The sequence below is a fragment of the Streptomyces sp. SP18CS02 genome (assembly GCF_036322365.1).
Lineage (GTDB): Bacteria > Actinomycetota > Actinomycetes > Streptomycetales > Streptomycetaceae > Streptomyces.
Genome location: NZ_JAQYXC010000294.1, coordinates 334,913 through 359,222, shown reverse-complemented (window position 1 = coordinate 359,222; position 24,310 = coordinate 334,913). Strand labels below are relative to the sequence as shown.

The following is a 24,310-nucleotide window of genomic DNA, read 5'->3' as shown; positions in this document are numbered from 1 at the left end:
CCGACCTCCCATCGAGACGAAACGGTTTCGTACACCTTGAGCATACGACAGGGCTTCAGCGAAACGAAACCGTTTCGTACGTGTGCCGGGTCACCCGGCGGCGAGGGGGAACGAGGAGGGCCGGGGGGCGGGGGTTGGGAAGCGGTGACGGGACGGGGCGGGTTCGGAACAGGAACAGGCAGTCGAGTTGCCGGGCCCCCCTCACACGGAAAGCATTGCTGTGTGAGCAGCGACGGCGCGTACCTCCGGTATCCCCATCTCCATCAGGACCTGCTGTGCTTCGCGGCCGAGGACGACCTGTGGGTCGCTCCCCTCGTTCCCGACGGCGATCCACCCGGCCGTGCCTGGCGGCTCACCGTCGACCGCACCCGGGTCGGGCACCCGCGCTTCTCGCCGGACGGGCGGTACATCGCGTACACGAGCTGGCGCAGTCTCGACCCGGAGATCCACCTCGCCCCGGTGGAGGGCGGCCCCTCCACCCGGCTGAGCCACTGGGGTTCGCTCGACACCCGGGTCTGCGGCTGGGCGCCGGACGGTCACATCCTCGCGGTGTCCTCGCACGGCCAGCCGTTCTCCCACTTCGCCTGGGCCTACAGCGTGCCGACCGACGGTTCGCCCGGCGGCCGGCTGCCCTGGGGGCCGGTCTCGGACATCGCCGTCGCCGACATCGACGGGGAGCGGCGCACCCTGCTCCTGACGGGGAAGCCGCCGCACGAGCCGGCCGCCTGGAAGCGCTACCGGGGCGGCGCGACCGGCCGCCTGTGGCTGCACGGGGAGCGGCTGCTGCCGGACCTCGGGGGCCACCTGGACTGCGCGATGTTCGTGGACGGACGGATCGCGTTCCTCTCCGACCACGAGGGCGTCGGCAACCTGTACTCCTGCCTCCCGGACGGCTCCGACCTGCGGCGCCACACGGACCACGCCGACTTCTACGCCCGGCACGCCTCCTCCGACGGGCGGCGGGTGGTCTACCAGTGCGCCGGCGACCTGTGGGTCGTGGACCCGCTGTCCCCGGACTCGGCCCCCCGCAAGCTGGCGGTACGGCTCGGCGGGCCCCGGACGGGGCGGCGCGTCTACCAGGTGCCCGCCGCCAGTCACCTGGACGCGGTGTCGGTGGACGAGACGGGCCGGGCCAGCGCCGTCTCCGTGCGCGGCAGCCTGTACTGGCTCACCCACCGCGACGGTCCGGCCCGGACGATCGCGGACACCCCGGGCGTACGGGTGCGGCTTCCGGAGATGCTGGGCAGCGGCGGCCGGATCGCCTATGTCACGGACGCCGAGGGCGAGGAGGCGGTCGAGGTCGCCTCCCTGCCCCGGGCGAGCGGCGAGCGGGAGCCGAGGCGGCTGGCGGCGGGCGAGCTCGGGCACGTACTGGAGCTGGTCGCCGACCCGGACGGCGAGCGGCTCGCGATCGCCTCGCACGACGGGCGGCTGCTGCTGGTGGACGTGTCCGAGGAGGAGGCCGGCACGCCGGACGACGAGGAGCCGGGCGGCAGCGCCGGCTCCCCGGGCGCGGACGCCGGGGGAAGCGCGGGCCCGAGCGGGGCGACGGAGCTGGTCCGCTCGGCCAACGGCCCGGTCCGCGACCTCGCCTTCTCCCCCGACGGCGGCTGGCTGACCTGGTCCCAGCCCGGCGTCGGCCGGTCGCTGCGGCAGATCAGGATGGCCCGCATCAGCGACCGGACGATCGTGGACGTCACCGACGGCCGCTTCGAGGACGAGAACCCGGTCTTCACCCGGGACGGGCGCTATCTCGCCTTCCTCTCCTGGCGGGGCTTCGACCCGGTGTACGACGTGCACACCGGCGACCTGTCCTTCCCGCTCGGGTGCCGGCCCTACCTGGTGCCGCTGTCCTCCACCACGCCCTCCCCCTTCGCGCTGTCCCCGGAGGGACGGCCGGCGGCGGGCGGCCTCGACCCGGCGGACGACGAGACGGGCGACGGGACGGCGGTCGTCGAGGTGGAGGGGCTGGCGAACCGGGTGACGCCGTTCCCGGTCGCCGCCTCCAAGTACTCGGCGCTGCACCCGGTCAGCGGCGGCGGACTGGTGTGGCTGCGGTGGCCCATCTCCGGCGCGCTGGGCGAGACGTTCGCGAACCCGGCCGACACCTCGGGACGCCCGACGCTGGAGCACTTCAACCTCGTCAAGGCCCGCAGGACCGAACTCGTCGGCCATCTCGACTGGTTCGCCGTCAGCGGTGACGGCACGCGCCTGGTGGTGGTCGACGAGGGCGAGCTGCGCGCGGTCCCGGCCACCGAGCCCGGCGACAACGACAGCACGGTCTACCTGGACCCCCGGCGGATCCTGCACGAGGTGCACCCCGGCGAGGAGTGGCGCCAGGCGTACGACGAGGCCGGGCGGATCATCCGGGCGTACTTCTGGGACCCGGACATGAGCGGGATCGACTGGCAGGCGGTCCTCGACCAGTACCGGCCGCTCGTCGAACGGGTCGCCACCCCCGACGAGTTCGCCGACCTGCTGCGCGAGGTCCTCGGCGAACTGGGCACCTCGCACGCGTACGTCACCCCCGCCCGCCGCAACGAGGGCCCGCCGCACTACCAGCGGGCGATGGGGCTGCTGGGCGCCAACCTCGTGTGCCGGGAGGGGCAGTGGCTGGTGCTGCGGATCCTGCCCGGCGAGTCGTCCGACTCCAAGGCGCGCTCGCCGCTGGCCGGTACGGGGGTGCGCGAGGGCGCGGTCCTCACCCATGTCGACGGGCGGCCCGTGGACCCGGTGACCGGACCGTTCCCGCTGCTGTCCGCGGCGGGCGGTACGACGGTCGAGCTCACCTTCCGGCCCGCGGAGGGCGAGGGCCGCCCCCGCCGGGTCGCCGTGGTGCCCCTGGTCGACGAGCGGCCGCTGCGCTACCAGGACTGGGTCGCCAAGCGGCGGCAGGTCGTCAGGGAGCTGAGCGGCGGCCGGTGCGGCTATCTGCACATCCCGGACATGGGCGGTTCGGGCTGGGCGCAGTTCAACCGGGACCTGCGCCTGGAGGTCTCCCGGCCCGCGCTGATCGTGGACGTGCGCGGCAACGCTGGCGGGAACATCAGCGAGCTGGTCATCGAGAAGCTCAGCCGCAGGATCCTGGGCTGGGACCTGACCCGGGACGCGGAACCCGTCTCGTACGCCTCGAACGCGCCCCGTGGTCCGGTCGTCGCCCTCGCCGACGAGGCGACCTCCTCGGACGGCGACATGATCACGGCGGCGTTCCGGCTGCTGGGCCTCGGGCCGGTGGTCGGCCAGCGGACCTGGGGCGGCGTGGTCGGCATGACGGGCCGGCACCGGCTGGGCGACGGCACGGTGATCACGGTGCCGATGAACGCGGCGTGGTTCGACCAGTACGGCTGGTCGATCGAGAACCACGGCGTGGAACCCGACATCGAGATCCTGCGCACGCCGCTGGACTGGGCGGAGGGCCGCCACCGTCAGCTCTCGGACGCCGTCGAGGTGGCCCTGGACCTGCTGGCGACCCGGCCCGCCGCGCAGCCCCCGGACTACTCCCAGGTCCCCGACCGCCGCCGCCCCCCGCTGCCGCCGCGCTCCGGCCGCTGACCGGCCGGGCCGCCCTGGGCGAGGACCCCCGCGAGGACCGGCCGAGGACCGGGCGAGGCCCGCGCGAGGAACCGGCCGAGGACCGGCCGAGGACCCGCGCGAGGACGCCCGGGTCCGGGAAGGCCCCGGGCCCGGGCGTCTCGCGGTCGGCACGGCGGAGGTCCGGAGGTGGTCCGGAGGTGGTCCGGAGGTGGTCCGGAGGTGGTCCGGGCGGCGCCGGGACCGGGACGCGGGCCCACGAACCCGCGGCCGGGCGTGCCCCGGCGGGACCGCACGCGCGCGAGGCGCACCCGGCGTCCCGGGTGCGCCTCTGGGGACTGGCGCTGTGCCGTGCTGTCAGTCGCCGTCAGGTCGTGTCCGGAGAGTCCCGGCCCCGCCCTCCGGCGGACGCCGTCGCTTTCCGGACGCCCTAGTTGCGGCGCTGCCGCTCCTGGACGGGCTGCGTCGCGTCGTCGAGGTGGTGCTCGGCCCGCTCCGGGCGCTCCGGACGCTCAGTGCGCTGACGGCCCTTCGACGCGCGCTGCTGCGCCTCGTCCTTGGCGCCCTGCGCGCGCTGCCGCGCCTGGTCCTTGAGTTCCTGCGCCTTGTCCTTGAACTGGTCCTGAATACCCATCGAGTTCACTCCTACTGGGGGTGAGGGGGAGGCCCGGGGCCGTTACCGGCCCCTGGTGCCTCGACCAGCCTGGCACGCCCGGACATACAGCGCATTTCGATCAAGTTGTAGCCGTGTGGACACGCTCCGTGCGCGCCTGCTCGTCCGCCGCGCCGCCCGCTCCCACCAGCCCCTTCGGCACCTCCGCGAGCCTCGGTTCGAACCGCCGCATCTCGCGCTGCCCGACCGTCGCGATGATCCCCGGCAGATGGCCGCGCACCGACTGCATGCCCCTCAGCCACCACTGCGCGTACACGTGTGCCGAGCGCCGCTCGATCCCGGCGACGATCCGGTCGATGGCCGGACCCAGCGGGTACGTACGGTTCGTCGGCCACGGCAGCCGCTGCCGCAACTCCCGCATCACGTCGTCCTGGTCGGCGCCCCGCACCATGTCCGTGTCGGTCCACGACAGGTACCCGACCCCGACGCGCACCCCCCGGTGGGCGACCTCCGCCCGCAGACTGTGCGCGAACGCCTCCACCCCGGACTTCGAGGCGCAGTACGCCGACATCATCGGCGCCGGCGTGAGCGCGGCGAGCGAGGCGATCTGGAGGAAGTACCCCCGGCTCTCCATCAGGGCCGGGAGGAACGCCCGTCCGGTCACGGCACCGCCGATGAGGTTGACCTCGATGACCCGGCGCCAGGCCACCGGGTCGGAGTCCACGAAGGGCCCGCCGGCGGCGACACCGGCGTTGGCGACGACGATGTCGACCTTGCCGAAGCGCGCCTTCACCTCGCCGGCCACCCGGGCCATCGCCTCGTGGTCGGTGACGTCCGCGTGCCACCAGTCGCTCTCGGTGTGGAGACGGGCGGCGACCTGCTTCAGCTCGTCCGGCTCCAGTCCCACCAGCGCCACCTTCGCGCCGCGCGCGGAGAGCTTGCGCGCCAGCAGCTCGCCCACGCCTCGCGCGCCGCCCGTGACGACGGCGACCTGCCCCTCCAGGCTGACCCTGCTCATGCCGCTTCCTCCTTCTCGCGCGCCGGCCCGCCCGCGGCCCTCGCTGTGGTCGCCCCGGGGTCCGTCCCCGCGGTGAGATACGTCGTGACGAGGTCACGGATCCGGTTCGTGACGGCCTCCGGCGCCTCCACCGGGGTCATGTGGCCGACGCCCGTGAGCTCCTGGAACCCCACGCACTCGGGCAGCGCCGCCGCCAGGGCGCGGGCCTGCACGGGCGGGGTGAGCCGGTCGGCCGTGCCGACGACGACCGATGCGGGCACGCGCAACTCGCGCACCGCCGCTTCGAGATCGAGCCCGGCGAGGACGTGCGCCCAGGCCACCCGGACCGCGCGCGGGCAGGCGTGCACGATACGGGCGCACTCCGCGACCCGGTCGGGCGCCGCACCGGGGCCCATCGTGCCGTACTTGAGGAACGCCTTCGACAGGGGCGTGACCGGCCCCAGCGGAGCCCGCGCCCCGAGGATCATCCGCGTCAGCCGGGTCCGCAGCCGTCCCGGGCGCATCGGCACGACGAGCGCCTCGGCCACCAGCCGGGACGGGCCGGTGCTGCACAGCAGCACGGCGGCCGCGCGCTCGCGCAGTCCGGGCCGCGCGGCGGCCGCCATGAGCGTCATCCCGCCCATGGAGTGCCCGGCCAGCACGGCCTTCTCACCCGGCTCCAGCGTGGCGGCCAGCACGGCCTCCAGGTCGTCCGCGAGCGCGTCCGTGGTGTAGCCGGCCGGTCCCACCGCCGGGGTACGGCCGTGGCCGCGCTGGTCGTAGACGATCACCCGGTGATCCGTGGACAGGTCCCTGACCTGCGCCGCCCAGAACTCCGTCGAACACGTCCAGCCGTGCGCCAGCACCACGGCGGGCGCGCCGTCCGGTCCGTGCACCTCGACATGGATCGCGGACCCGTCCGCCGAGACCGCCCTCATGCCACGGCCTCCTTCTCGCGCACGCGCACCACTTCGTACTCGGACAGGTCGATCCGGCGGGTCGCCCGCCGGAACTCGCTCGTCGTGCCCGGCCAGAGCGTGGTGTTGCGGCCGTTGGCGTCCAGGTACCAGCTGTCGCAGCCGCCCGCCTTCCACACGGTCCGCTCCATCCGGGCCTGCACCCGGCGGTTCCACGCCGCCACCGCCGACGGCCGTACGGCGAGCGCCGCCCGGCCACCGAGCACGTCCAGCTGCCGCATGTAGTCCGCCAGGTAGTTCAGCTGGGCCTCGATCATCAGGATCATCGAGGAGTTGCCGAGGCCGGTGTTGGGGCCGATGATCGTCATCCAGTTGGGGAAGCCGGCCGCGGTCGCCCCGCGCAGCGACTCCATGCCGTCCTTCCAGCTCTCGGCGAGCGTGATCCCGTCGGCGCCCACCACCCGGTCGGCGATCGGCATGTCGGTGACGTGGAACCCCGTGCCGAAGACGATCGCGTCGACCTCGGTCTCGGTCCCGTCGGCGGCGACGACGGTCCTTCCGCGGATCTCGGACAGCCCGGAGGCGACGACGTCCACATTGGGCTTGGCGAGGGCCGGGTAGTACTCGCTGGAGAGCAGGATGCGCTTGCAGCCGATGCGGTAGGACGGGGTGAGCTTGGCCCGCAGAGCCGGATCCTTGATGGCCTTGGCCATGTTGGCCTTGGCGAGCGACTCGACGAGCCCGAGCTCGCCGGGCCGCTTGGTGAAGGCGCTGACCTGCAACTCCCGGATGCCCCAGAGCAGTCCGCGGCGGGCGGTGCCGGTGAACGGCAACTGGCGGTGCAGCCAGCGCTCGACGCCCGTGATGGCGCGGTCCATCCGCGGCATCACCCACGGCGGGGTGCGCTGGAACAGCGTCAGCTTCCCCACCTGCGGCTGGATCGCCGGGACGATCTGGATGGCCGAGGCCCCGGTACCGATCATCGCCACGCGCTTGCCGGCCAGGTCGTAGTCATGGTCCCAGCGGGCGGAGTGGAAGACCTTGCCGCCCGCCTCCTCGAAGGCGGCGAGGCCCGGCACGTCCGGGATCTTGGGATCGGAGAGCGGGCCGGTCGCGGAGACGACGACATCGGCGGTGAGCCGGCCCTGCGAGGTCTCGATCTCCCAGCGCAGCTCATCGGTGTCCCAGTGCATCATGAGCACTTCATGGTTGAGACGGATGTGCGGGCGCAGCCGGAAGGTGTCGGTGACGTGTTCCAGGTACGCGCGGATGTGGCGCTGGCCGGAGAAGGTGCGCGGCCAGTCGGGATTGGGCGCGAAGGAGAACGAGTAGAGGTGGGACGGCACGTCGCAGGCGCAGCCCGGGTAACTGTTGTCGCGCCAGGTCCCGCCCACCGAGTCGGCCCGCTCCAGGACGACGAAGTCGGTGATCCCCTCGCGGCGCAGCCGGACGGCCGCCCCGAGGCCGCCGAATCCGGATCCGATCACCGCCACTCGTACATGCTCGTGCTGGCTCATGCCGCCTCCGCATCCAAGACTCTGCCAGCAATCACTGGCACAGTTGGGAGAGTAGAGCAGCTCCCTACCGAGCGGTAGGGGTCGGACCAAGGAAAGTTACCGGCGGTACGACATAGGGTTGCGGGCGTGACGAACGCGCGTGAGTACCGCATGGAGGAGCTGGCCGAGGCGGCCGGTATCACCGCTCGCACCCTGCGCTTCTACCGCGAGCGCGGCCTGATCGCACCACCCCGCCGCGAGGGCCGGATCGCCTGGTACGGCGAACACCACCTGGCCCGGCTGCGCACGATCGCCGCCCTGCTGGAGCGCGGTCACACCCTCAACGGCATCGCCGATCTCGCCTCCGCCTTCGAGAGCGGCCGCGACGTGGGCGAGGTGCTGGGCCTGGGCGAGCCGACCGAGGAGGAGCCGGTCCGGCTCACCCCCGAGCAGCTGGCCGACCACTTCGGTGACCAGGTCACCCCGGAGAACTTCGCCGCCGCCCTGGAACTGGGCTACCTGGCCACCGACGGCGCGGAGATAGTCCACGTCAGCCGCCGTCTGCTGGACGTCTCCGCCGCCCTGGTCCGGGAGGGCGTCCCGCTGGCGGCCGTCCTCGCCGCCGCCGCGCGGGTACGGGTGCACGCGGACGCCCTGGCGACGCTCTTCACCGACCTGCTGGCCGACCACGCGACCGGCGACGACGACATCGCCCGTCTGCGCCCGCTGGCCAAGAGCGTCGTGGAGGCGGAGCTGTCGATGGCCCTGGACCGGCGGCTGCGGGCCCTGCTCAAGAGCTGAGGACCGCCGCCCGGCCGCGCACCCTCCCCCGTCCGCCGCTCACCTGCCCGGCAGCCACCAACGCGCCTTGTAGAGACCCCCGTCCACGAGCCGGTAGGACCCGCCCGGCCGGTGCACGGTCACCCTGCGGGTCCACCACGTCTCACCCAGCCCGCTCTCCGGCACGGTCGAGGCGACCTGCCCGGTCCGCGGGTCGTCACCGACCGCCTTGACCGCGGGCCGGCTGATGACCGCCGCGCCGGCGAAGTCCTGGACGAAGGTGCCGGAGCTCTTCACGTACTGGTACACGGCGCTGCCACTGCTGACCCACAGCCGGTCGGGGTCCGCCGCCACCTGCCCCAGGTCGTGCCCGTGAGGGGTGGGCAGGGGCACCTCGAAGTCCTTGGTGAGGGCCGGCGCCGCCGCCGTGCCGCCCGCCTTCAGCGCCACCAGCCGGTCGCCGCCCAGGGCCCACAGCACCCCGCGCCCGGCATCCCACTGGAGCCCGTGGGCGTCCTCGAGCGCGTACGTCGCGAAGGGCACGTCCACCGTGCCCCGCGAGGCCGCGTAGAGCCGTACGACATCACCGGTGCTGGCCGCCACGGCCACGTTGCCGTCGGGGAGCAGTTCGATGCTGTGCGGATTGTGGCGGGTGGTGCCGCGCGAGAGCGTGTCGCCCCAGTACCGCTCGCCCGACGGGTGGGCGACGACCGCGGCGAACCCGTACGAGGCGGTGGTCAGCACATACGTCCTGCCCCGGTGGACCCTGCGCTTGGCCTCGTTCGGGTGGACCCAGCTGATCCCGGGCTCCAGGTCCGCGTACCGGGCGTCGCCGACCGGCGAGAAGGCCCACCGCACGGCGGACGGGTCGGCCGCGTCCCACTCGCGCCGCGCCCCGTCGAGCAGCAGGAGCCGCTTGGACGCCTGATCGGTGACCAGGACGTCCGGCGTCCCGGCGGGGACCGGGTCGGCGGCGCGCCCGCCGGCGGAGAGGACCGCGCCCGCGGCACCCGCGCCGGCGGGCGGCACGGACGGCTCGGAGACGGGCCCCCCGAGCGCGAGCGAGGCGAGCAGGGCGGACGTCAGCGTCCGTACGACGGCGATGCGCACGGCACCCGACTGTGCCAGAACGGGCCCCGTCCGCAACCACCCTCGGGGACCGGTGGGCGATTTCCCGTCGGTTACCGGTCTCCGTAGACCGCCGTCACCGGCGCGTGGTCGCTCCAGCGCTCACCATGGGTCGCCGCCCGCTCGACCCACGCCTTCACGGCGCGTGCGGCGAGGCCCTCCGTCGCCACCTGGTAGTCGATGCGCCAGCCTGCGTCGTTGTCGAAGGCGCGCCCCCGGTAGGACCACCACGAGTACGGTCCGGCCTGGTCGGGGTGGAGCGCCCGCACCACGTCGACGTACGCCGCCTCGTCGAAGACCCGGGTGAGCCACTCCCGCTCCTCGGGGAGGAAGCCGGAGCTCTTCCGGTTGGCCTTCCAGTTCTTCAGGTCGGCCTCCTGGTGGGCGATGTTCCAGTCACCGCAGACCAGCACCTCGCGGCCGCCGGCGGCGGCCCGCTCCTTGAGCGCCTTCAGATACGGCAGGAACTCGCCCATGAAGCGCAGCTTCTCGTCCTGCCGCTCCGTGCCGACCTCCCCGGACGGCAGGTAGAGGCTGGCGACCGTGACGCCCGGCAGGTCGGCCTCCACATAGCGTCCGCTGCCGTCGAACTCGGCCGAGCCGAAGCCGACACGTACCGCGTCCGGCTCGCGCCGCGTATAAAGGGAGACACCCGCGCGGCCCTTCGCGGCGGCCGGGGCGTGGACGGCGTGCCAGCCTTCGGGGGTCCGTACGGCCTCCGGGAGCTGGGATTCCTCGGCCCGCACCTCCTGGAGGCAGACGACGTCGGCGGCGGTCAGCGCCAGCCACTCGACGAAGCCCTTCTTGGCGGCGGCGCGCAGGCCGTTGACATTGGCGGTCGTCACGGTGAGCATCCCGGCACAATACAGACACCGGGCGCTCGCATACATGTACGATCCATCGCATGGATATGCGCCCTACGCCTTTCGATCACCCCGACGCCGTCAAACTCAACGACCAGGTCCAGCTCGAATACGCCGAGCGCTACGAGGACGAGGGGGATCTCACACCGCTCGACCCCACGATGTTCCGGCCGCCGCGCGGCCTCTACCTCCTCGCCTACGACCCGCAGGGCCGCCCCGTGGCCACCGGCGGCTGGCGCAGCCAGGACGAGAACGAGGAGGGCTACGCGGACGGTGACGCCGAGCTCAAGCGCATGTACGTGGTGCCCGAGGCGCGCGGCCTGGGCCTCGCCCGGCGCATCCTGGCGGCGCTGGAGCAGGACGCGCGCGACGCCGGCCGGACCCGGATGGTGCTGGAGACGGGCACGAAGCAGCCGGAGGCCATCGCCCTCTACACCTCCAGCGGTTACGAGCCGTGCGCCAAGTTCGGCTACTACCGGGAGTACGAGAGCAGCCGCTGCTTCGCCAAGTCACTGACCAGGACCCCGGCGGGTCGGATGGCCGGAAGCACCACGGAGCAGACCCCGAACATGTGACGCGCTCCTGACAGAGTCGCCCGCGCCATGGCACCCTGCCTCACGCACGCCGATCCGCACCGCTCTTCGTTCCCCCACCCTGCCCGGGCCGCACGGTCGCGCCCGGGCACGGCAGAAGGAGACATGCGTGAGAAGCCATCGCACCGCCCTGGGCACCCTGCTGACCGCCGGGATCCTGCTCGCCGGGACCTTCTCCGCCACGGCGGCCGGCGCCGCCGCCCCGGACCCGGGCCCCGGGCCGGTCCCCTCCCGCGTCGCCCCCCTCGCCGAGCAGCACAGGGCCCGCGCCTTCTGGACCGCCGAGCGGATGCGCGGCGCGACCCCGCTGGAGCTGCTGCTCGCCCCCGTGGCGCGGACGTCCCTCACGGCCCCGCGGGCGGACGGTCCGACGACCACCGTCGCACCCACCTCCGCACCCGCCGCCGCGGCCTCCGCCGTCGGTCCTGCCGCGTTCCCGCAGGCGGGCGGCGCCTGGACCGGCGGCGGCGCCGTCGTGAAGACGTCGGGCCGGGTGTTCTTCACCTTCCAGGGCCGGACCGCCTCCTGTTCCGGCAACGCGGTGACCAGCCAGAACGCCAGCACGGTCATCACGGCCGGGCACTGCGTCAAGTACCAGGGCAGCTGGCACACCGACTGGGTCTTCGTCCCCGCGTACGACAACGGGCAGGCCCCCTACGGCCGGTGGACCGCGTCCACGACGCTGACCACCCCGCAGTGGGAGGCGAGCGAGGACATCAACCACGACATCGGCGCCGCCGTCCTCGCCCCGCTGAACGGGCAGAAGCTCACCTCCGTCACCGGCGCGCAGGGCATCCGGTTCAACGGCGGCTACAACAAGCCGATGTACGCCTTCGGCTTCCCGGCCGCGTCCCCTTACGACGGCTCCAGGCTGATCCACTGCAGTGGGAACTCGTCGAAGGACTTCCTGTTGTCGCAGGACCACGGCCTGGGCTGCAACATGACGGGCGGCTCCAGCGGCGGCCCCTGGTTCAGCGGCTTCGACGAGAGGACCGGCACCGGTCTCCAGGCGTCGGTCAACAGTTTCGGCTACACGTTCCTGCCGAACCGGATGTTCGGGCCCTACTTCGGGGACGGGGCGAAGGCCCTGTACGACAGGGCCCAGGCGTCCTGACGCCCGGACCACCCTGGCCGCCTGATCCGCCGGCCCTCCGGGCCTCCGCGCGCCCGGCGGGTCCGGCGGGTCCGGCGGGTCCGGCGGCCGGGCGGGTCAGACGAAGAGCTGGTCCAGGAAGGCGAACAGCTTCCCCGTGGTCCGGTCGATCTGCTCCTCCGGCGTCAGACTCTCCTCGATGCGCCCGCCGCCCGGTGCCGGGTGCTTCTTCCCGCGTACGTAGAGGGAGCAGGCCAGGTCGGTGCACATGTACAGGCCGACCGAGTTGCCCTCCCGTCCGGCCGGTCCCGCCTTGCGGGCCGTCATCAGGGAGACCCCGTCGCCGGGGTGGCTGGTCAGGCACACCGAGCAGAGGCTGCGGTGGAGCACGCCGCGCCGGCGCGTGGCGAAGCGCAGGGCGACGCCCGTCAGCTTCCCGTCCCGTTCGACGACGAGGTAGCTGCGGTCGGGTGCGGACAGATCGCGCCATCCCAGGAAGTCCAGATCGTCCCACGGCTGCTCGGCCAGGTCCCGTGGCACCGGCAGACGCTTGGCCTCACCCTTCGAGCAGTTGACGAACGACGCGCGGATGTTCTCTTCACTGACTTCCCTCATGCCCGGACGGTAACGCCGTCCGCCGTCAGGGGGCATGTCGTTTTTCGCCGGCCTCCCCCTCTCCCGGTACGGCGCGGGGCACGACGGGCCGGGGCGCGGACGCGCCGGACGGCGGAACGGAGGCATCGGGCCGTGCCGGGCCCCGGGGCGGGGCCACCGCGCCCAGGACGTCGGAGCCGCCAGGGCCCGGACCGGGGCCGGTGCCGCCGGCGCGCCGGACTCCTGGACGGTTCTCGCCGGTCCCCGGCCCGGCCGGGGATGGGCGGGCGCCGGGCCGTTCCCGGCCGGCCGTCCTTCCGGGCGGCTCCACGGCCCCCGGTCCGGCGTCGCCGACCTCCTCGGCCGCCCGCCGGGGCCGGGGGGCGGCGGCGGGCGAGTCGGTCAGCCACCGCTGCGCGGCCGACCGGTCCCGGACCCTGACGACCACGCTCGTGGCCGGCTCCATGGTGGCGGGGGCGAGGGCCAGGGCGTCGTTCCAGCGCGGGATCACCTGCCCCTGGACGGTCAGGTCGTACCGTACGGAGTCGGCGGCCGGGGCCGTCCGGCCCGCGCAGGAGCGCAGGACGACGACGCCGGCGGGTTCCTGGGAGCCGGGGCAGAAGTCGGGCGCGGCGGCGTTGCGCAGCAGCCCGTCCTCCGCGTACGTCCACTGCTGGGTTGGGGACCCCGAACAGTTCGCCAGCGTGAGCTCCGCCCCGAGGGCGGGCCGTCCGTCGCGGACGTCGAGACACAGTCCCGTCCCCTCGTTGCGCAGCCGGGTGAGCAGACCGCCGGAGGGGTGCGCGGCGGACGTGGGTGGCGGCGTGGCGGCGGGCGGGGGGTTCCCCGGCGTGGGCCCGGCGGGGGTGACGACGGAGGCGGAGGGCCGGGAGCCGGGCGCGGGCCGGGCGCTCGGTGCGCCGTCGCCCGAAACCGCGGGGCCGGCGGTGTCGTGGCCGCTGGGCCGCAGACCGGCGACGGCCGCCGCGACCAGCACGCCGGTCATGACGATGCCGAGGCCCACCAGCAGCGCGCCCCCGCCGGCCGCCTCGGTTCCCCGGCCCCGGGCGCCGGGCCGGCCCGGCAGGGAGAGCCCGGCGGGCAGCGGGATGCGGCGCGGCACCCCACGGCGGCCGGACGCGCGGGCGGTGGTCCGGGTGTGGCGGCCGGCCCCGCGCCCGTCGGCCGAACCGCTCCGTGTCCGGGCGCTGTTGCGGCCCGGCCGGGTGTCGAGATAGCGGCGGGCGTCACCCTCGCCGAGTACCGCCTCGGCGAGCAGCAGGGGCAGCCGCCCACCGGTCTGCCGCAATTGATCGGCGGCGTACCGGCAGTAACGGCAGCGTGCGAGATGCCGCTCGATGTCGGGGATCAGGTCGGTGCCCCGCCGCAGGGATATGTCGAGCAGGCGGCTGAAATGCCGGCATTCCTGGTCGGGCGCGAGTTCCCGGTGCGCGCTCGCGCAGCCGGACCGGAAGATGTCACGGGCGTGGGCGAGTTCGCCGGACGCGCGCCGGGGATCGGTGGCCAGCAATGCGGCGGGGATCGAAATGCCCTCCGCCTCGACCTCCGTGTGCCACAGCAGCACCTGCGCGGGGCCGGTCATCGCCTGGAATGCGCGGGCGACGAGCAGACGGTTCTCGGCGGGCCGCCGCGGGGGCCGGGGACCGTCCAGGAGCGCGGTGACGCGCGGGTCGCTCGCCCACTCCTCGGCCACCTGCCGGGCGGTCGCCAGGAGGTACGGCCGCAGGGCGGCCACCGCGCCTGTTCCGCGCAGCCCCTCCAGCGCCCGGTCGAAGGCCGCCGAGGTGAGCATCGCCGTGGCCCTGTCGGAGTGCGTGAACAGCGCCAGGTAGTCGGAGACCGGCTGCCAGTGCCGGGCCATCAGCGCGGCGGCGGGATAGGGCTCCTCCTCGCCGGTGACGAGCAGGCCGGTGAGGTACTCGTCGGATCCGCCCGGAGCGGGGCCGTACGGGGGCGGAGGTGGCACCGGACGAGGGTGGCGGGAATTCTGCATGGACGTTCTGCTCCGGTCATCGGACTCGGATTCTTACCCGGGTGAAAAGGCGTGCGCCCGAAGAGGCCGACCGCCCACCCGATTGGTTCGTACCTTTGGGCGGCGCCGCTTTCCGAAGTAACCGCCCCCCATGAATTCGAACTGTTGCGCAAAAGCGGCGTGTTCGGACGTGAGGGAGCTCACCTTTGCACAACTCCCGTCCATGGAACAAGAGTTCCGGCCCTTGGCCATTCGGTCACGGCCCGACAGGGGAAATGGGACCTCTCCGGGACCACTCCACCCCGGAAATACCGGACTCCGTCCGACCCCTCGAACCGCAGGGGACTCTCCCGCGACCCCCACCGGAAAGCCCTCGGGCAGCACCGGATCGCGGGCGGACCCCATGACCGCCGGCCCTCTCGATGGACACGGAGGCGAAGGCGGGACGGAGGCGAAGGCAGGACCGGACGCGGAGGCGGGACCGGAGGCAACGGTGAAGACGGAGGGAGGAGGTGCGGGAAGGGAGGCGGAGGGCGCCCCCGGCCATGGACCGGGGCCCGGTGATGGAGCGGGGCCCGATGGTGGACCGGGGCCCGGTGGTGGAGCGGCCCCGGCCCCGCGCTCGGCCGGCGCGGCGGGACGGTCACGGCAGGAAAGAGGCCGGAAACGCGAGATCCCGTCCGATCTGATCAGATCGGACGGGATCTCGTCATGTGCGTGGACCTGAGGGGATTTGAACCCCTGACCCCCTCGATGCGAACGAGGTGCGCTACCAGTCTGCGCCACAGGCCCTTGCGACGTGTGAAACATTAGCATCCCGATCGGGGTGCTTGGAAATCCGTTCCCCAGGGCTCACTCGTTGGCAGCCCGGGGGCGGTCCTCGTCGGCGTACTGGTCGAAGAGCGGCGTCCGGCCGTGGTCGCGGGAGCGGCGGGGCGCGGTCGGGCTCGGGTTGGGGTTCTGGCGGGTGGGCGGGGGCGGCGTCGGCTCCGCGGCGGAGGAGCGGGCCGCGCTCCAGGTCTCCGGGTCCGTCACGTCCACGCCGCCGGTGGCCCGGGGGGCGACCGGCGCGGTGACGTATGTGGGCAGCGGGACCGGGACCGGGTCCCAGCTGTCGCCCTGGGACGGCCCGCGCTCGCGCTGCTGGTCCACCCACTCCGCGTGGTCGGTCTGCTCGACGAGCGCGCGGCGCCCCGCCTCCTGCGGCGAGAGCACCGGGGCGGGCTCGGGCTGCGGCTCCGGGTGGCGCGCCTCCGGCTCGTCCTCCGGCTCCGGCGCCGGCTGCCGGCGCGGGCGGCTCTCGCGCAGCCGCTGGGCCGCCGCCTCCGCGCGCCGCCGGTCCATGACGTACACGAAACGGCGCCGCTCCTGGCCTCGCAGATGCACGATGTACGCGCTGAGCAGGACGGCCGGGACGCCGGGGGCCCACAGGAAGGCCAGGCCGCCGACGGCCGCCACGATCGCGCCGAGGGTGAAGGCGATGAAGAGGAGCACCGTGGTGCGCCGGCGCCGGGCCAGCACCCGGGACCGGCGGGCCCGCTCGGCCGCCGCGCCGGACGGACGCGGGCGGGGCCGGGGCCGACGGGCCGGGGCGGGCCCGGCGGCCGGGACCGGCACGTCGAGTCTCGCCTCGGTCAGTGCCGGGGGCGCGGCGAAGGCCCGGACGTCGACCGAGCTGAGGTGCTCGGTCTCCGCGCCCGGGTCCACGTCGGTTGCCGCCCGCCCGTCGCCCGACCGCCACTCCTCACCGGGGCCGCCCTGCGGCGGCTGACCCGATTCGGCGGTGCGCTCACGCAACTCCTTGGCGTACCGGCGCTCCATCCCCGCCCGTCCGGACAGGAGCCGGATGGCGGTGCTGAAGCGTTCCGTCGGACGGGCCTCGTTCAGCTCGTCCTGCCTGCGGAGCCACATCGGCACCAAGTAGGCGGCCCAGGCCCCGACGATGACTGCGTAGATGAGGCCGCTGCTGCTCACGCTTCACACCGTAGAGGGGTTCGCATCTGGCCATCCGCCAATTGGGCCGGTGTGTCGCACGATCTGGCTGATATCACTGACTTTTTTTGTGATTGTTCAGATCGATTGATGGTCGACCCCGACTGAATTCGAACACTTATTTTATTTACCGTGCTGCGCCGGGGTGCGCCCGATGCCAGCGGCGCAGCAGCCCCTCCGGCACCTCCTCGGCCGTGAGGGCGTAGACGAGGTGATCGCGCCAGTCTCCGTCGATGTGCAGGTAGCGCGGGCGCATGCCCTCCTCCCGGAATCCCAATTTCTCGACGACCCGGCGGCTGGGCAGGTTCTCGGGCCGGATGCACACCTCGATCCGGTGCAGTCCGACCGGACCGAAGCAGTGGTCGACGGCGAGCGCGACCGCCGTCGGCATGACTCCGCGGCCCGCGACCTCTCGGTCCACCCAGTAGCCGACGTGCCCGGAGCACATCGACCCCCAGGTGATCCCGGCGACGGTGAGCTGCCCCACCAGCCGCCCCTGGTACTCGATGACGAACGGCAGCATCCGCCCGGCGCCGGCCTCGGTCCGAAGATGGCGGACCATCTGGCGGTACGTGGGGCGCAGCGCGACCGGACCGCCGGGGGCGGGCGGCGGGATGGTGGCCTCCCAGGGGCGCAGCCAGTCGCGGTTGCGCCGGTTCACCTCCCGCCAGGCCCGCTGGTCACGGAGCTTTATCGGGCGCAGGACGACATCGCCGTCCGCCAGCGTCACGGGCCAGGCTGCGGGGATCATGACGGTCTGGGGTGGTCGCCGCCGCGCAGCTGGTCGACCGCGTGGACGAGGAGCTTCTCCAGTACCGCGAGGCCGTCGCGTACGCCGCCGGTGGAGCCGGGCAGGTTGACGATCAGGGTCCGGCCGGCGACTCCGGCGAGGCCCCGGGAGAGCGCGGCCGTGGGCACCTTGTCGCGGCCGTACGCGCGGATCGCCTCGGGGATGCCGGGGACCTCGTGGTCCAGGAGGCGGCGGGTGACGTCGGGGGTGCGGTCGGTGGGCGAGATGCCGGTGCCGCCGGTGGTCAGGATGACGTCGTAGGCGGCGGCGACGCCCTCGCGCAGGGCGGTCTCGACGGGGTCGCCGTCGGGGACGACCTTCGGGCCGTCGACGGCGAACCCGAGCGCGGCGAGCCCTTCGGCCAGGACCGGGCCGCCCTTGTCCTCGTAGACGCCCGCGGACGCCCGGTTGGAGGCGGTGACGACGAGCGCGCGGTAGGGCGGGCGCCCGGTCACGAGGGCTGCCCCTCGGACCCCGCGCCCCGCGCGGAACCCGGCTGCCCGGTCTCCGGTGCCGCGGCCTCCGGTGCCGTGGTGTGCGTCCCCGCCGCCGGCTGTCGCACGTCCGCCTCCCCGCGGCGGTAGTCCCCGGACTTGCCGCCGGTCTTCTCCAGGACCCGGATGTCGGTGATGACGGCGGCCTTGTCGACCGCCTTGACCATGTCGACGACGGTGAGCGCCGCCACCGACACGGCGGTCAGCGCCTCCATCTCGACGCCCGTGCGGTCGGTGGTCCTGACGGTCGCGGTGATCTCGACCGCTTCGTCCGTGACCGCGAGGTCCAGTGTCACACCGGAGACCGCCAGGGGGTGGCAGAGCGGGATCAGGTCCGGGGTGCGCTTGGCGCCCATGATGCCCGCGATACGCGCGGTGGCGAGGGCGTCGCCCTTGGGGACGCCCTCCCCGCGCAGCAGCTCGATCACACGGGGCGAGACGAGCACCCGGCCGCCGGCGCGGGCGGTGCGGGCGGTGACGTCCTTCCCGGAGACGTCGACCATGCGGGCCGCCCCCGCCTCGTCGATATGCGTCAGGCTGCCTTGCGTACTCACTGAACTCCGCCTCGCGATCTGGCGCCGGATGCCCCGCGGCACGGCCGGTTTCGCGGCCGGGGGTCCGGGGGTCGTCCCCCGGAAGGCACAGCGGCAGACACGCTACCGCCAAGGGGGTGCGCGCACCCCCGCGAGGGCGCGGGGCCGGGGCGGTCAGCCGAGGGGGACCACGTCGACCTCGGTGCCGGGCTCGACGGTGGTGGTGTCCTCGGGGACGACCACCAGCGCGTCCGCGTGGGCGAGGGCGGCGATCAGATGCGAGCCCGCGCCGCCCACCGGGGTGACGGTGCCCGCTTCGGCGTCGTACGTGCCGCGCAGGAACTGTCGCCTGCCGGGCGGCGACGTCAGCGGCTTGTCGGCCGCGAGCACGGCGCGCGCCATCGGGCGGCGGACCTCCTTGAGGCCCATGAGCGCGCGGATCGCGGGGCGCACGAACAGCTCGAAGGAGACGTAGCTGGAGACCGGGTTGCCGGGCAGCGCGAGCAGCGGCGTGTGGTCGGGGCCGATGGAGCCGAAGCCCTGGGGCTTGCCCGGCTGCATGGCGAGCTTGCGGAAGTCGATGCCGCTGCCGGGCTCGTCCGCGTCGCCCACCGAGGACAGGGCCTCCTTGACGACGTCGTACGCCCCGACGCTGACCCCGCCGGTGGTGACCAGCAGGTCGGCCCGGATCAGCTGGTCCTCGATGGTGGCGCGCAGCGTCTCGGCGTCGTCGGCGACCGCGCCGACCCGGTAGGCGATGGCACCGGCGTCCCGCGCCGCGGCCGTGAGCGCGAAGCTGTTGGAGTCGTAGATCTGCCCCTCGGCCAGCTGCTCGCCGGGCTGGACGAGTTCGCTGCCGGTGGAGAGCACCACCACGCGCGGGCGGGGGCGGACGCGGACGGTGCCCCGGCCGATGGCGGCGAGCAGTCCGATCTGCGGCGGGCCGAGGACCGTGCCCGCCTCCAGGGCCAGGTCGCCGGCCTGGACGTCGCTGCCGCGCGCGCGGACATGGGCGCGGGCCTCGGCCGGCCGGTGGACGCGGACCTCGCCGCTCGCGCCCTCCGGTGCCTGGCCGGCCGGGCGCATGGCCGTGGCGGCGGGGCCGCCGGTGCCGCCGTCGGTCCACTCGACCGGGACGACCGCTTCGGCGCCGGGCGGCAGCGGGGCGCCGGTCATGATGCGTGCGGCCTGACCTGGGCCGACGGTGAGCAGCCCGTCGCTGCCCGCCGCCACGTCACCGATGACGGTCAGCACCGCCGGGAACTCCTCGGTGGCGCCGGTGACGTCCGCGACCCGCACCGCGTACCCGTCCATGGAGCTGTTGTCGAAGGGCGGCAGGGCCACGGGAACCGTGACGTCCTCCACCAGGACACAGCCCTGGGCGTCGGGCAGTTGCAGCTCGATGGGGTCGAGCGGGCGGATGGCACCGAGGATGTCGTCCAGGTGCTCGTCCACCGACCAGGTCGTACTCACGTGGCTTACATCTCCTCGGTGACGTAACTGCGCAGCCAGGTCCGGAAGTCGGGGCCCAGGTCCTCACGTTCGCACGCCAGTCTGACGATCGCCCGCAGATAGTCGCCCCGGTCACCGGTGTCGTAACGGCGCCCCTTGAAGACGACACCGTGCACGGGCCCTCCGGCCTTCTCGTCCATGGCGAGCTTCTGGAGGGCGTCGGTGAGCTGGATCTCGCCGCCCCTTCCCGGCTCGGTCTCCCTGAGTATCCCGAACACGGCGGGGTCGAGGACATAGCGGCCGATGATGGCGTAGCTGCTGGGCGCGTCGGCCACGTCGGGCTTCTCGACCAGATCGGTCACCTTGACCACATCGGGGTCGTCCGTGGCCTCGACGGCCGCGCAGCCGTAGAGGTGGATCTGCGACGGCTCGACCTCCATCAGGGCGATGACGCTGCCGCCCTCGCGCTCCTGGATGTCGACCATGCGCGCCAGCAGCGGGTCGCGCGGGTCGATCAGGTCGTCGCCGAGCAGGACGGCGAAGGGCTGGTCGCCGACGTGCGGCGCGGCGCAGAGCACGGCGTGGCCGAGGCCGCGCGGGTCGCCCTGGCGCACGTAGTGCATGGTGGCGAGGTCGTTGGACTCCTTGACCTTGCCGAGACGTTCCTGGTCGCCCTTCTTGACGAGGGCTTCCTCCAGCTCGAAGTTGCGGTCGAAGTGGTCCTCCAGCGGGCGCTTGTTGCGTCCGGTGATCATCAGGACGTCGGAGAGGCCGGCGCCCACCGCCTCTTCGACCACGTACTGGATGGCGGGCTTGTCGACCACAGGCAGCATCTCTTTGGGAGTGGCTTTCGTGGCCGGCAGGAACCGGGTGCCGAGGCCTGCGGCGGGAATGACAGCCTTGCTGATCCTGGGGTGCGACTGAGTCATGCGGAGCACCATATCCGGTCGGTATGGGTGGAAGATTAGCCTCCGGTTAACTTTCTTCGTATTGAGGCCAATTCGAGAAGTTTGAGAGTCCACATGTCTGGCGACATGCCCGAAAAGACTGTTCTGCGCCGCCACTTGCTGGCCGCGCGCACCCTCCTGACCAGTGAGGACGTCCGAAACGCGGCTTCGGTTCTCGCCCAGGGCGCCCTGGGGCTTCCGGAGCTCTCGACGGCCCGCACAGTCGCCGCATATGTGTCGGTCGGGAGCGAACCGGGCACGCGCGCGCTGCTCGACGCCCTGCGGGCGCGGGGCGTGCGTGTACTGCTGCCGGTCCTGCTGCCCGACAACGACCTCGACTGGGCGGCCTACGAGGGCCCCGAACGCCTCGTACGGGCCGGACGGGGCCTGCTGGAGCCCTCGGGACCCCGGCTCGGCGTGGACGCCGTGGTGGGCGCCGACGCGGTGCTGCTGCCCGGCCTCGCGGTGGACGCGCGGGGCATGCGCCTGGGCCGGGGCGGCGGTTCGTACGACCGGGTGCTGGCCCGCCTCGCACGGGCCGGGGCGGACCCGGCCCTGGTGGTGCTGCTCTACGCGGACGAGGTGGTCGAGCGGGTCCCCGAGGAGCCGCACGACCACCCGGTGCACGCGGCGGTGACGCCGAGGGCCACGCTCCGCTTCAGGGCGTGAAGCGGGGCGTGGCCCGGGGCGGACCGCCGCGTACGTCAGCGGCCGGGGCGTCTCACGGCTCCAGCACCAGGGTGTCGACGGTCTTCGCGTCCACCGCCTTGGCGCCGTAGGCCCAGTCCAGCAGCTCGCCCTTGGTCCACTTCTCCGTCTGGTCGGTGTAGTGCGCGCTGTAGGCGTGCCCGGAAGCGCCGCTCAGGTTGATCCAGCGGGACTTGTCCCAGTCGCCGACGTTGACCACCATCCGCATGGACGGGACCCAGATGACGCCGTAATCACTCGCCGCGTTCCAGCCGGTGGCGTTGACCGCCGCCTCGCCGCCGGACAGGTTCCAGGGGCCCCGGTTGAGCATGAGCTGGAGGAAGCCCGGGCCCTCGGTGCCGAGGGTCTGGTTCTTCAGCGTCAGCTGGTGCAGCCGGCCCCAGCTCCAGCTGGAGACGTCCTTGCCGAGCTTGGAGGTCAGCTCCCAGCGGGCGTCCTCCATGGCGCGGGCGAGCAGCTGGTCACGCGTCTCGGTGGCGGCGTCCGTACGGCTCGGGGCGGACGTCCACCACTCGCTCTTCTCGTTCTTCAGCAGCGGGCGGATCACCTCGTACCAGCGGTCGCCGCCGTCCGGCTGCGCCGTGTCGCCGTCACGCTGACCGCACTCCCGTACCAGCCTGTTCTGCTCGTCCACGGGGCCCGTGGAGTCGGCCGGACGGACGTTGAGGCACTCGCCCTCGACGCGCAGCTCCTTGGGGAGCTTGTTGCCGACGGACAGCTTGAGGACGTGGCGCCAGACCGCGTTGAAGTACGCGGCCGCACCGGAGTCCGCGTCCTGGGTGTAGTCCCAGCCCTCCAGGAGCTTCTGCGCCTCACGGACGTACGGGTCGGAGATGTCGATCTTCAGCAGGTAGGGCGTCAGCAGCTTGGCGATCTCGCTGCTGTTGTCCATCTGCATGGTGCGCATGTCATCGGTCGAGATCTTGCCGCCGTCCTTGATCTTCGACTCGATGAGGTCGTTGATCCGCTGGCTGCGCGAGCCGTAGCCCCAGTCCTTGGTCAGCAGGTGCGGATACTTCTCCTGGTCGACGACGGCCTGGTTGGCGGTGACGATGTAGCCGCGCTCCGGGTCCTCCTCGTAGGGAAGCTCGTCGAAGGGGACGGGGTCCTTCTTCCAGCGGAACTTCGGGTCCCAGCCGGGCGCCGGCATGGTGCCGTCGTGCCCGGCCATGCGGACCGGGATCCTGCCCGGTGCCTGGTAACCGATGTGCCCCTCGGCGCCCTTGGAGTCGGCGTAGATCAGGTTCTGCGACGGCACCTCGAAGTCACGGGCGGCCTCGCGGAACTCCTTGAAGTCCTTGGCCCGGTTCAGCTTGAAGACGGCGTCCATGGACTTGCCCGGGTCCAGCGCGGTCCAGCGCAGGGCCACGGCGTAGCCGTCACCGCGGTCCGGGGCGGAGTTGTTGACCGGGGCCTTCTCGCCGACCTTCTCCAGCTCCCCGCTGCGGTCGGAGACCAGGGGGCCGTTGTTGGTGGTGCGCACGGTGATGGTCCGGCTGGCGCCGCCCGCGACCTTGATGACCTCCTGGCGGGTGATGAAGGGCTGCTCCTTGCCACCGAACTGGTAGCCGCTGTCGGAGACCTTCTCCAGGTACAGGTCGCTGACGTCCGCGCCCAGGTTGGTGAAGCCCCAGGCGATGTCCTGGTTGTGGCCGATGACCACGCCCGGCATGCCGGAGAAGCTATAACCGGACACGTCGTAGTTGCAGGTGGCCGACTTCTCCCGGCAGTGCAGACCCATCTGGTACCAGAGCGAGGGCAGCTGCGGCGCCAGGTGCGGGTCGTTGGCCAGCAGAGGCTTGCCGGTGGTCGTGTACTTGCCGGAGACCACCCACGAGTTGGAGCCGATGCCGTTGCCGTTCGGGCCCAGCAGCGCCGGGATCTCGTCCAGGGTGTCCGAGAGCGCGGACAGCTGCGACTGGAGGCCCTGGGCCGCGCCGCCGGGGGTGCTCGACGACGCGTCCTGCGCGTCGGCGGAATCGCCGGACGGGTCGAACTTCCCCGCGCCCTTGTCGACGCCGCCCTGCTCGACGATCGGCCGGTGCAGGTCGTACGGATACGCCGGGTACAGGTCCTTGATCTGCTGGGCGCTGAGCCTGCTGGTCATCAGCGAACGGTCGATCTCGTCCTGCATGTTGCCGCGCAGGTCCCAGGCCATGGCCTTGAGCCAGGCCACCGAGTCGACCGGCGACCAGGGCTCGATCGCGTAGTCGTTGCCGAGGGCGAGGGCGGCGTACTCGACGGAGATGTCACGCCCCTCCTTGCCCTTCAGATAGGCGTTGACGCCGTCCGCGTACGCCTGGAGGTTCTTCTTCGTGGCGGCCGACAGCTTCGTGTCGTACTCCTGCTGGGCCACCCGGTGCCAGCCGAGGGTGCGCAGGAAGGAGTCGGTCTCGACCTGGCCCTTGCCGAACATCTCGGAGAGCCGGCCGGCCGTCATGTGACGGCGGACGTCCATCTCCCAGAAGCGGTCCTGCGCCTGGACATAGCCCTGGGCGCGGAACAGGTCCTCGTCGGTCGACGCGTAGATCTGCGGAATGCCGTAGTCGTCGCGTTTGACGTCGACCGGGGCGGAGAGGCCGTCCAGCTTGAGCTTTCCGCTGGTCTGCGGGAACGACGCGCGGACCGTACTGACGCTCCAGTAGGCCCCGTAGCCGACGCCCGCGACCAGCGCCAGCACCAGCAGGATCACGAGCAGGCGGGCGCGTCGCCCCTTCTTCTTGGTGGAAGCGGCGGTGGTGTTGGCGGGCATCGCTGTCCTTCGAGGCGCAGGCTGGTCCTGGAGTGCTGGAGCAA

At 73.0% G+C, this 24,310-nt stretch carries 19 protein-coding genes, 1 tRNA gene and 1 pseudogene; 5 read left to right on the top strand and 16 right to left on the bottom strand.

The window, feature by feature from the left end:
• Window positions 1-222 precede the first annotated feature (222 nt).
• Window positions 223-3,552: a S41 family peptidase gene (locus PUR26_RS25950; protein WP_329875578.1), complete on the top strand. Its 3,330-nt coding sequence runs from the start codon at window positions 223-225 to the stop codon at window positions 3,550-3,552.
• 409 nt (window positions 3,553-3,961) lie between these two features.
• On the opposite strand, the gene PUR26_RS25945 is transcribed toward PUR26_RS25950, so the two are convergent.
• The 4 genes from PUR26_RS25945 to PUR26_RS25930 form a co-directional block, all read right to left on the bottom strand.
• On the bottom strand, window positions 3,962-4,165 hold the full coding sequence (locus PUR26_RS25945; RefSeq protein ID WP_329875576.1) for a hypothetical protein: 204 nt from the start codon (window positions 4,163-4,165) through the stop codon (window positions 3,962-3,964).
• A 100-nt stretch (window positions 4,166-4,265) separates the two neighbouring features.
• Entirely contained in the window at window positions 4,266-5,162 is an 897-nt protein-coding gene (locus PUR26_RS25940) for an SDR family oxidoreductase (protein ID WP_329875574.1), read from the bottom strand.
• On the bottom strand, window positions 5,159-6,079 hold the full coding sequence (locus PUR26_RS25935) for an alpha/beta fold hydrolase (RefSeq protein ID WP_329875572.1): 921 nt from the start codon (window positions 6,077-6,079) through the stop codon (window positions 5,159-5,161). The genes PUR26_RS25940 and PUR26_RS25935 overlap by 4 nt, the downstream gene beginning before the upstream one ends.
• A complete protein-coding gene (locus PUR26_RS25930) occupies window positions 6,076-7,575 on the bottom strand; it encodes a flavin-containing monooxygenase (RefSeq protein ID WP_329875570.1) in 1,500 nt (499 codons plus the stop codon). Before PUR26_RS25930 ends, PUR26_RS25935 begins: the two co-directional genes overlap by 4 nt.
• Window positions 7,576-7,725: 150 nt before the next feature.
• Between PUR26_RS25930 and PUR26_RS25925 the strand changes: the two genes are divergently transcribed.
• Window positions 7,726-8,355: a MerR family transcriptional regulator gene (locus PUR26_RS25925; protein ID WP_329875886.1), complete on the top strand. Its 630-nt coding sequence runs from the start codon at window positions 7,726-7,728 to the stop codon at window positions 8,353-8,355.
• Window positions 8,356-8,394: 39 nt separating this feature from the next.
• Here the strand turns inward: PUR26_RS25925 and PUR26_RS25920 are convergent, their stop codons facing one another.
• Window positions 8,395-9,444 carry a DUF6528 family protein gene (locus PUR26_RS25920; RefSeq protein WP_329875568.1) on the bottom strand — a complete coding sequence of 350 codons (1,050 nt, stop codon included), beginning with the start codon at window positions 9,442-9,444 and terminating at the stop codon, window positions 8,395-8,397.
• Window positions 9,445-9,515: 71 nt separating this feature from the next.
• Window positions 9,516-10,316, bottom strand: a complete 801-nt coding sequence (locus tag PUR26_RS25915; RefSeq protein WP_329875566.1) for an exodeoxyribonuclease III — start codon at window positions 10,314-10,316, stop codon at window positions 9,516-9,518.
• Between the two features lie 50 nt (window positions 10,317-10,366).
• Here PUR26_RS25915 and PUR26_RS25910 point away from each other — a divergent pair, with 50 nt between their 5' ends.
• Both PUR26_RS25910 and PUR26_RS25905 read left to right on the top strand, forming a co-directional pair.
• Complete coding sequence (locus PUR26_RS25910) at window positions 10,367-10,900, top strand: GNAT family N-acetyltransferase (RefSeq protein ID WP_329875564.1); 534 nt, start codon at window positions 10,367-10,369, stop codon at window positions 10,898-10,900.
• Window positions 10,901-11,027: 127 nt separating this feature from the next.
• Window positions 11,028-12,032, top strand: a complete 1,005-nt coding sequence (locus PUR26_RS25905; RefSeq protein ID WP_329875562.1) for a trypsin-like serine peptidase — start codon at window positions 11,028-11,030, stop codon at window positions 12,030-12,032.
• Between the two features lie 96 nt (window positions 12,033-12,128).
• Here the strand turns inward: PUR26_RS25905 and PUR26_RS25900 are convergent, their stop codons facing one another.
• The 9 genes and pseudogenes from PUR26_RS25900 to galU form a co-directional block, all read right to left on the bottom strand.
• A complete protein-coding gene (locus PUR26_RS25900) occupies window positions 12,129-12,626 on the bottom strand; it encodes an FBP domain-containing protein (RefSeq protein ID WP_329875560.1) in 498 nt (165 codons plus the stop codon).
• Window positions 12,627-12,651: 25 nt separating this feature from the next.
• Window positions 12,652-14,592 carry an RICIN domain-containing protein gene (locus PUR26_RS25895; RefSeq protein ID WP_329875558.1) on the bottom strand — a complete coding sequence of 647 codons (1,941 nt, stop codon included), beginning with the start codon at window positions 14,590-14,592 and terminating at the stop codon, window positions 12,652-12,654.
• Between the two features lie 724 nt (window positions 14,593-15,316).
• Window positions 15,317-15,390: transfer RNA gene (locus PUR26_RS25890), tRNA-Ala, on the bottom strand.
• A 60-nt stretch (window positions 15,391-15,450) separates the two neighbouring features.
• The gene (gene sepX, locus PUR26_RS25885; protein ID WP_329875556.1) at window positions 15,451-16,572 is read right to left on the bottom strand and encodes a divisome protein SepX/GlpR; all 1,122 of its coding nucleotides are present in this window, start codon (window positions 16,570-16,572) and stop codon (window positions 15,451-15,453) included.
• A gap of 145 nt (window positions 16,573-16,717) precedes the next feature.
• Window positions 16,718-17,341 (bottom strand): GNAT family N-acetyltransferase, encoded by a 624-nt coding sequence (locus PUR26_RS25880; RefSeq protein ID WP_329875554.1) that lies wholly within the window; start codon window positions 17,339-17,341, stop codon window positions 16,718-16,720.
• Window positions 17,338-17,835: a MogA/MoaB family molybdenum cofactor biosynthesis protein gene (locus tag PUR26_RS25875; RefSeq protein ID WP_329875552.1), complete on the bottom strand. Its 498-nt coding sequence runs from the start codon at window positions 17,833-17,835 to the stop codon at window positions 17,338-17,340. The genes PUR26_RS25880 and PUR26_RS25875 overlap by 4 nt, the downstream gene beginning before the upstream one ends.
• Window positions 17,836-17,954: 119 nt before the next feature.
• Window positions 17,955-18,428, bottom strand: a pseudogene (moaC, locus tag PUR26_RS25870) (cyclic pyranopterin monophosphate synthase MoaC); the annotation flags it as partial.
• 153 nt (window positions 18,429-18,581) lie between these two features.
• Entirely contained in the window at window positions 18,582-19,880 is a 1,299-nt protein-coding gene (glp, locus tag PUR26_RS25865) for a molybdotransferase-like divisome protein Glp (protein WP_329875550.1), read from the bottom strand.
• Window positions 19,881-19,885: 5 nt separating this feature from the next.
• Window positions 19,886-20,788, bottom strand: coding sequence for a UTP--glucose-1-phosphate uridylyltransferase GalU (galU, locus tag PUR26_RS25860; RefSeq protein ID WP_329875548.1), 903 nt, complete (start codon window positions 20,786-20,788; stop codon window positions 19,886-19,888).
• Between the two features lie 93 nt (window positions 20,789-20,881).
• On the opposite strand from galU, the gene PUR26_RS25855 reads away from it, so the two are divergent.
• Window positions 20,882-21,475 carry a 5-formyltetrahydrofolate cyclo-ligase gene (locus PUR26_RS25855; RefSeq protein WP_329875545.1) on the top strand — a complete coding sequence of 198 codons (594 nt, stop codon included), beginning with the start codon at window positions 20,882-20,884 and terminating at the stop codon, window positions 21,473-21,475.
• A 52-nt stretch (window positions 21,476-21,527) separates the two neighbouring features.
• On the opposite strand, the gene PUR26_RS25850 is transcribed toward PUR26_RS25855, so the two are convergent.
• Entirely contained in the window at window positions 21,528-24,266 is a 2,739-nt protein-coding gene (locus tag PUR26_RS25850; RefSeq protein ID WP_329875543.1) for a penicillin acylase family protein, read from the bottom strand.
• Between the last annotated feature and the right edge of the window lie 44 nt (window positions 24,267-24,310).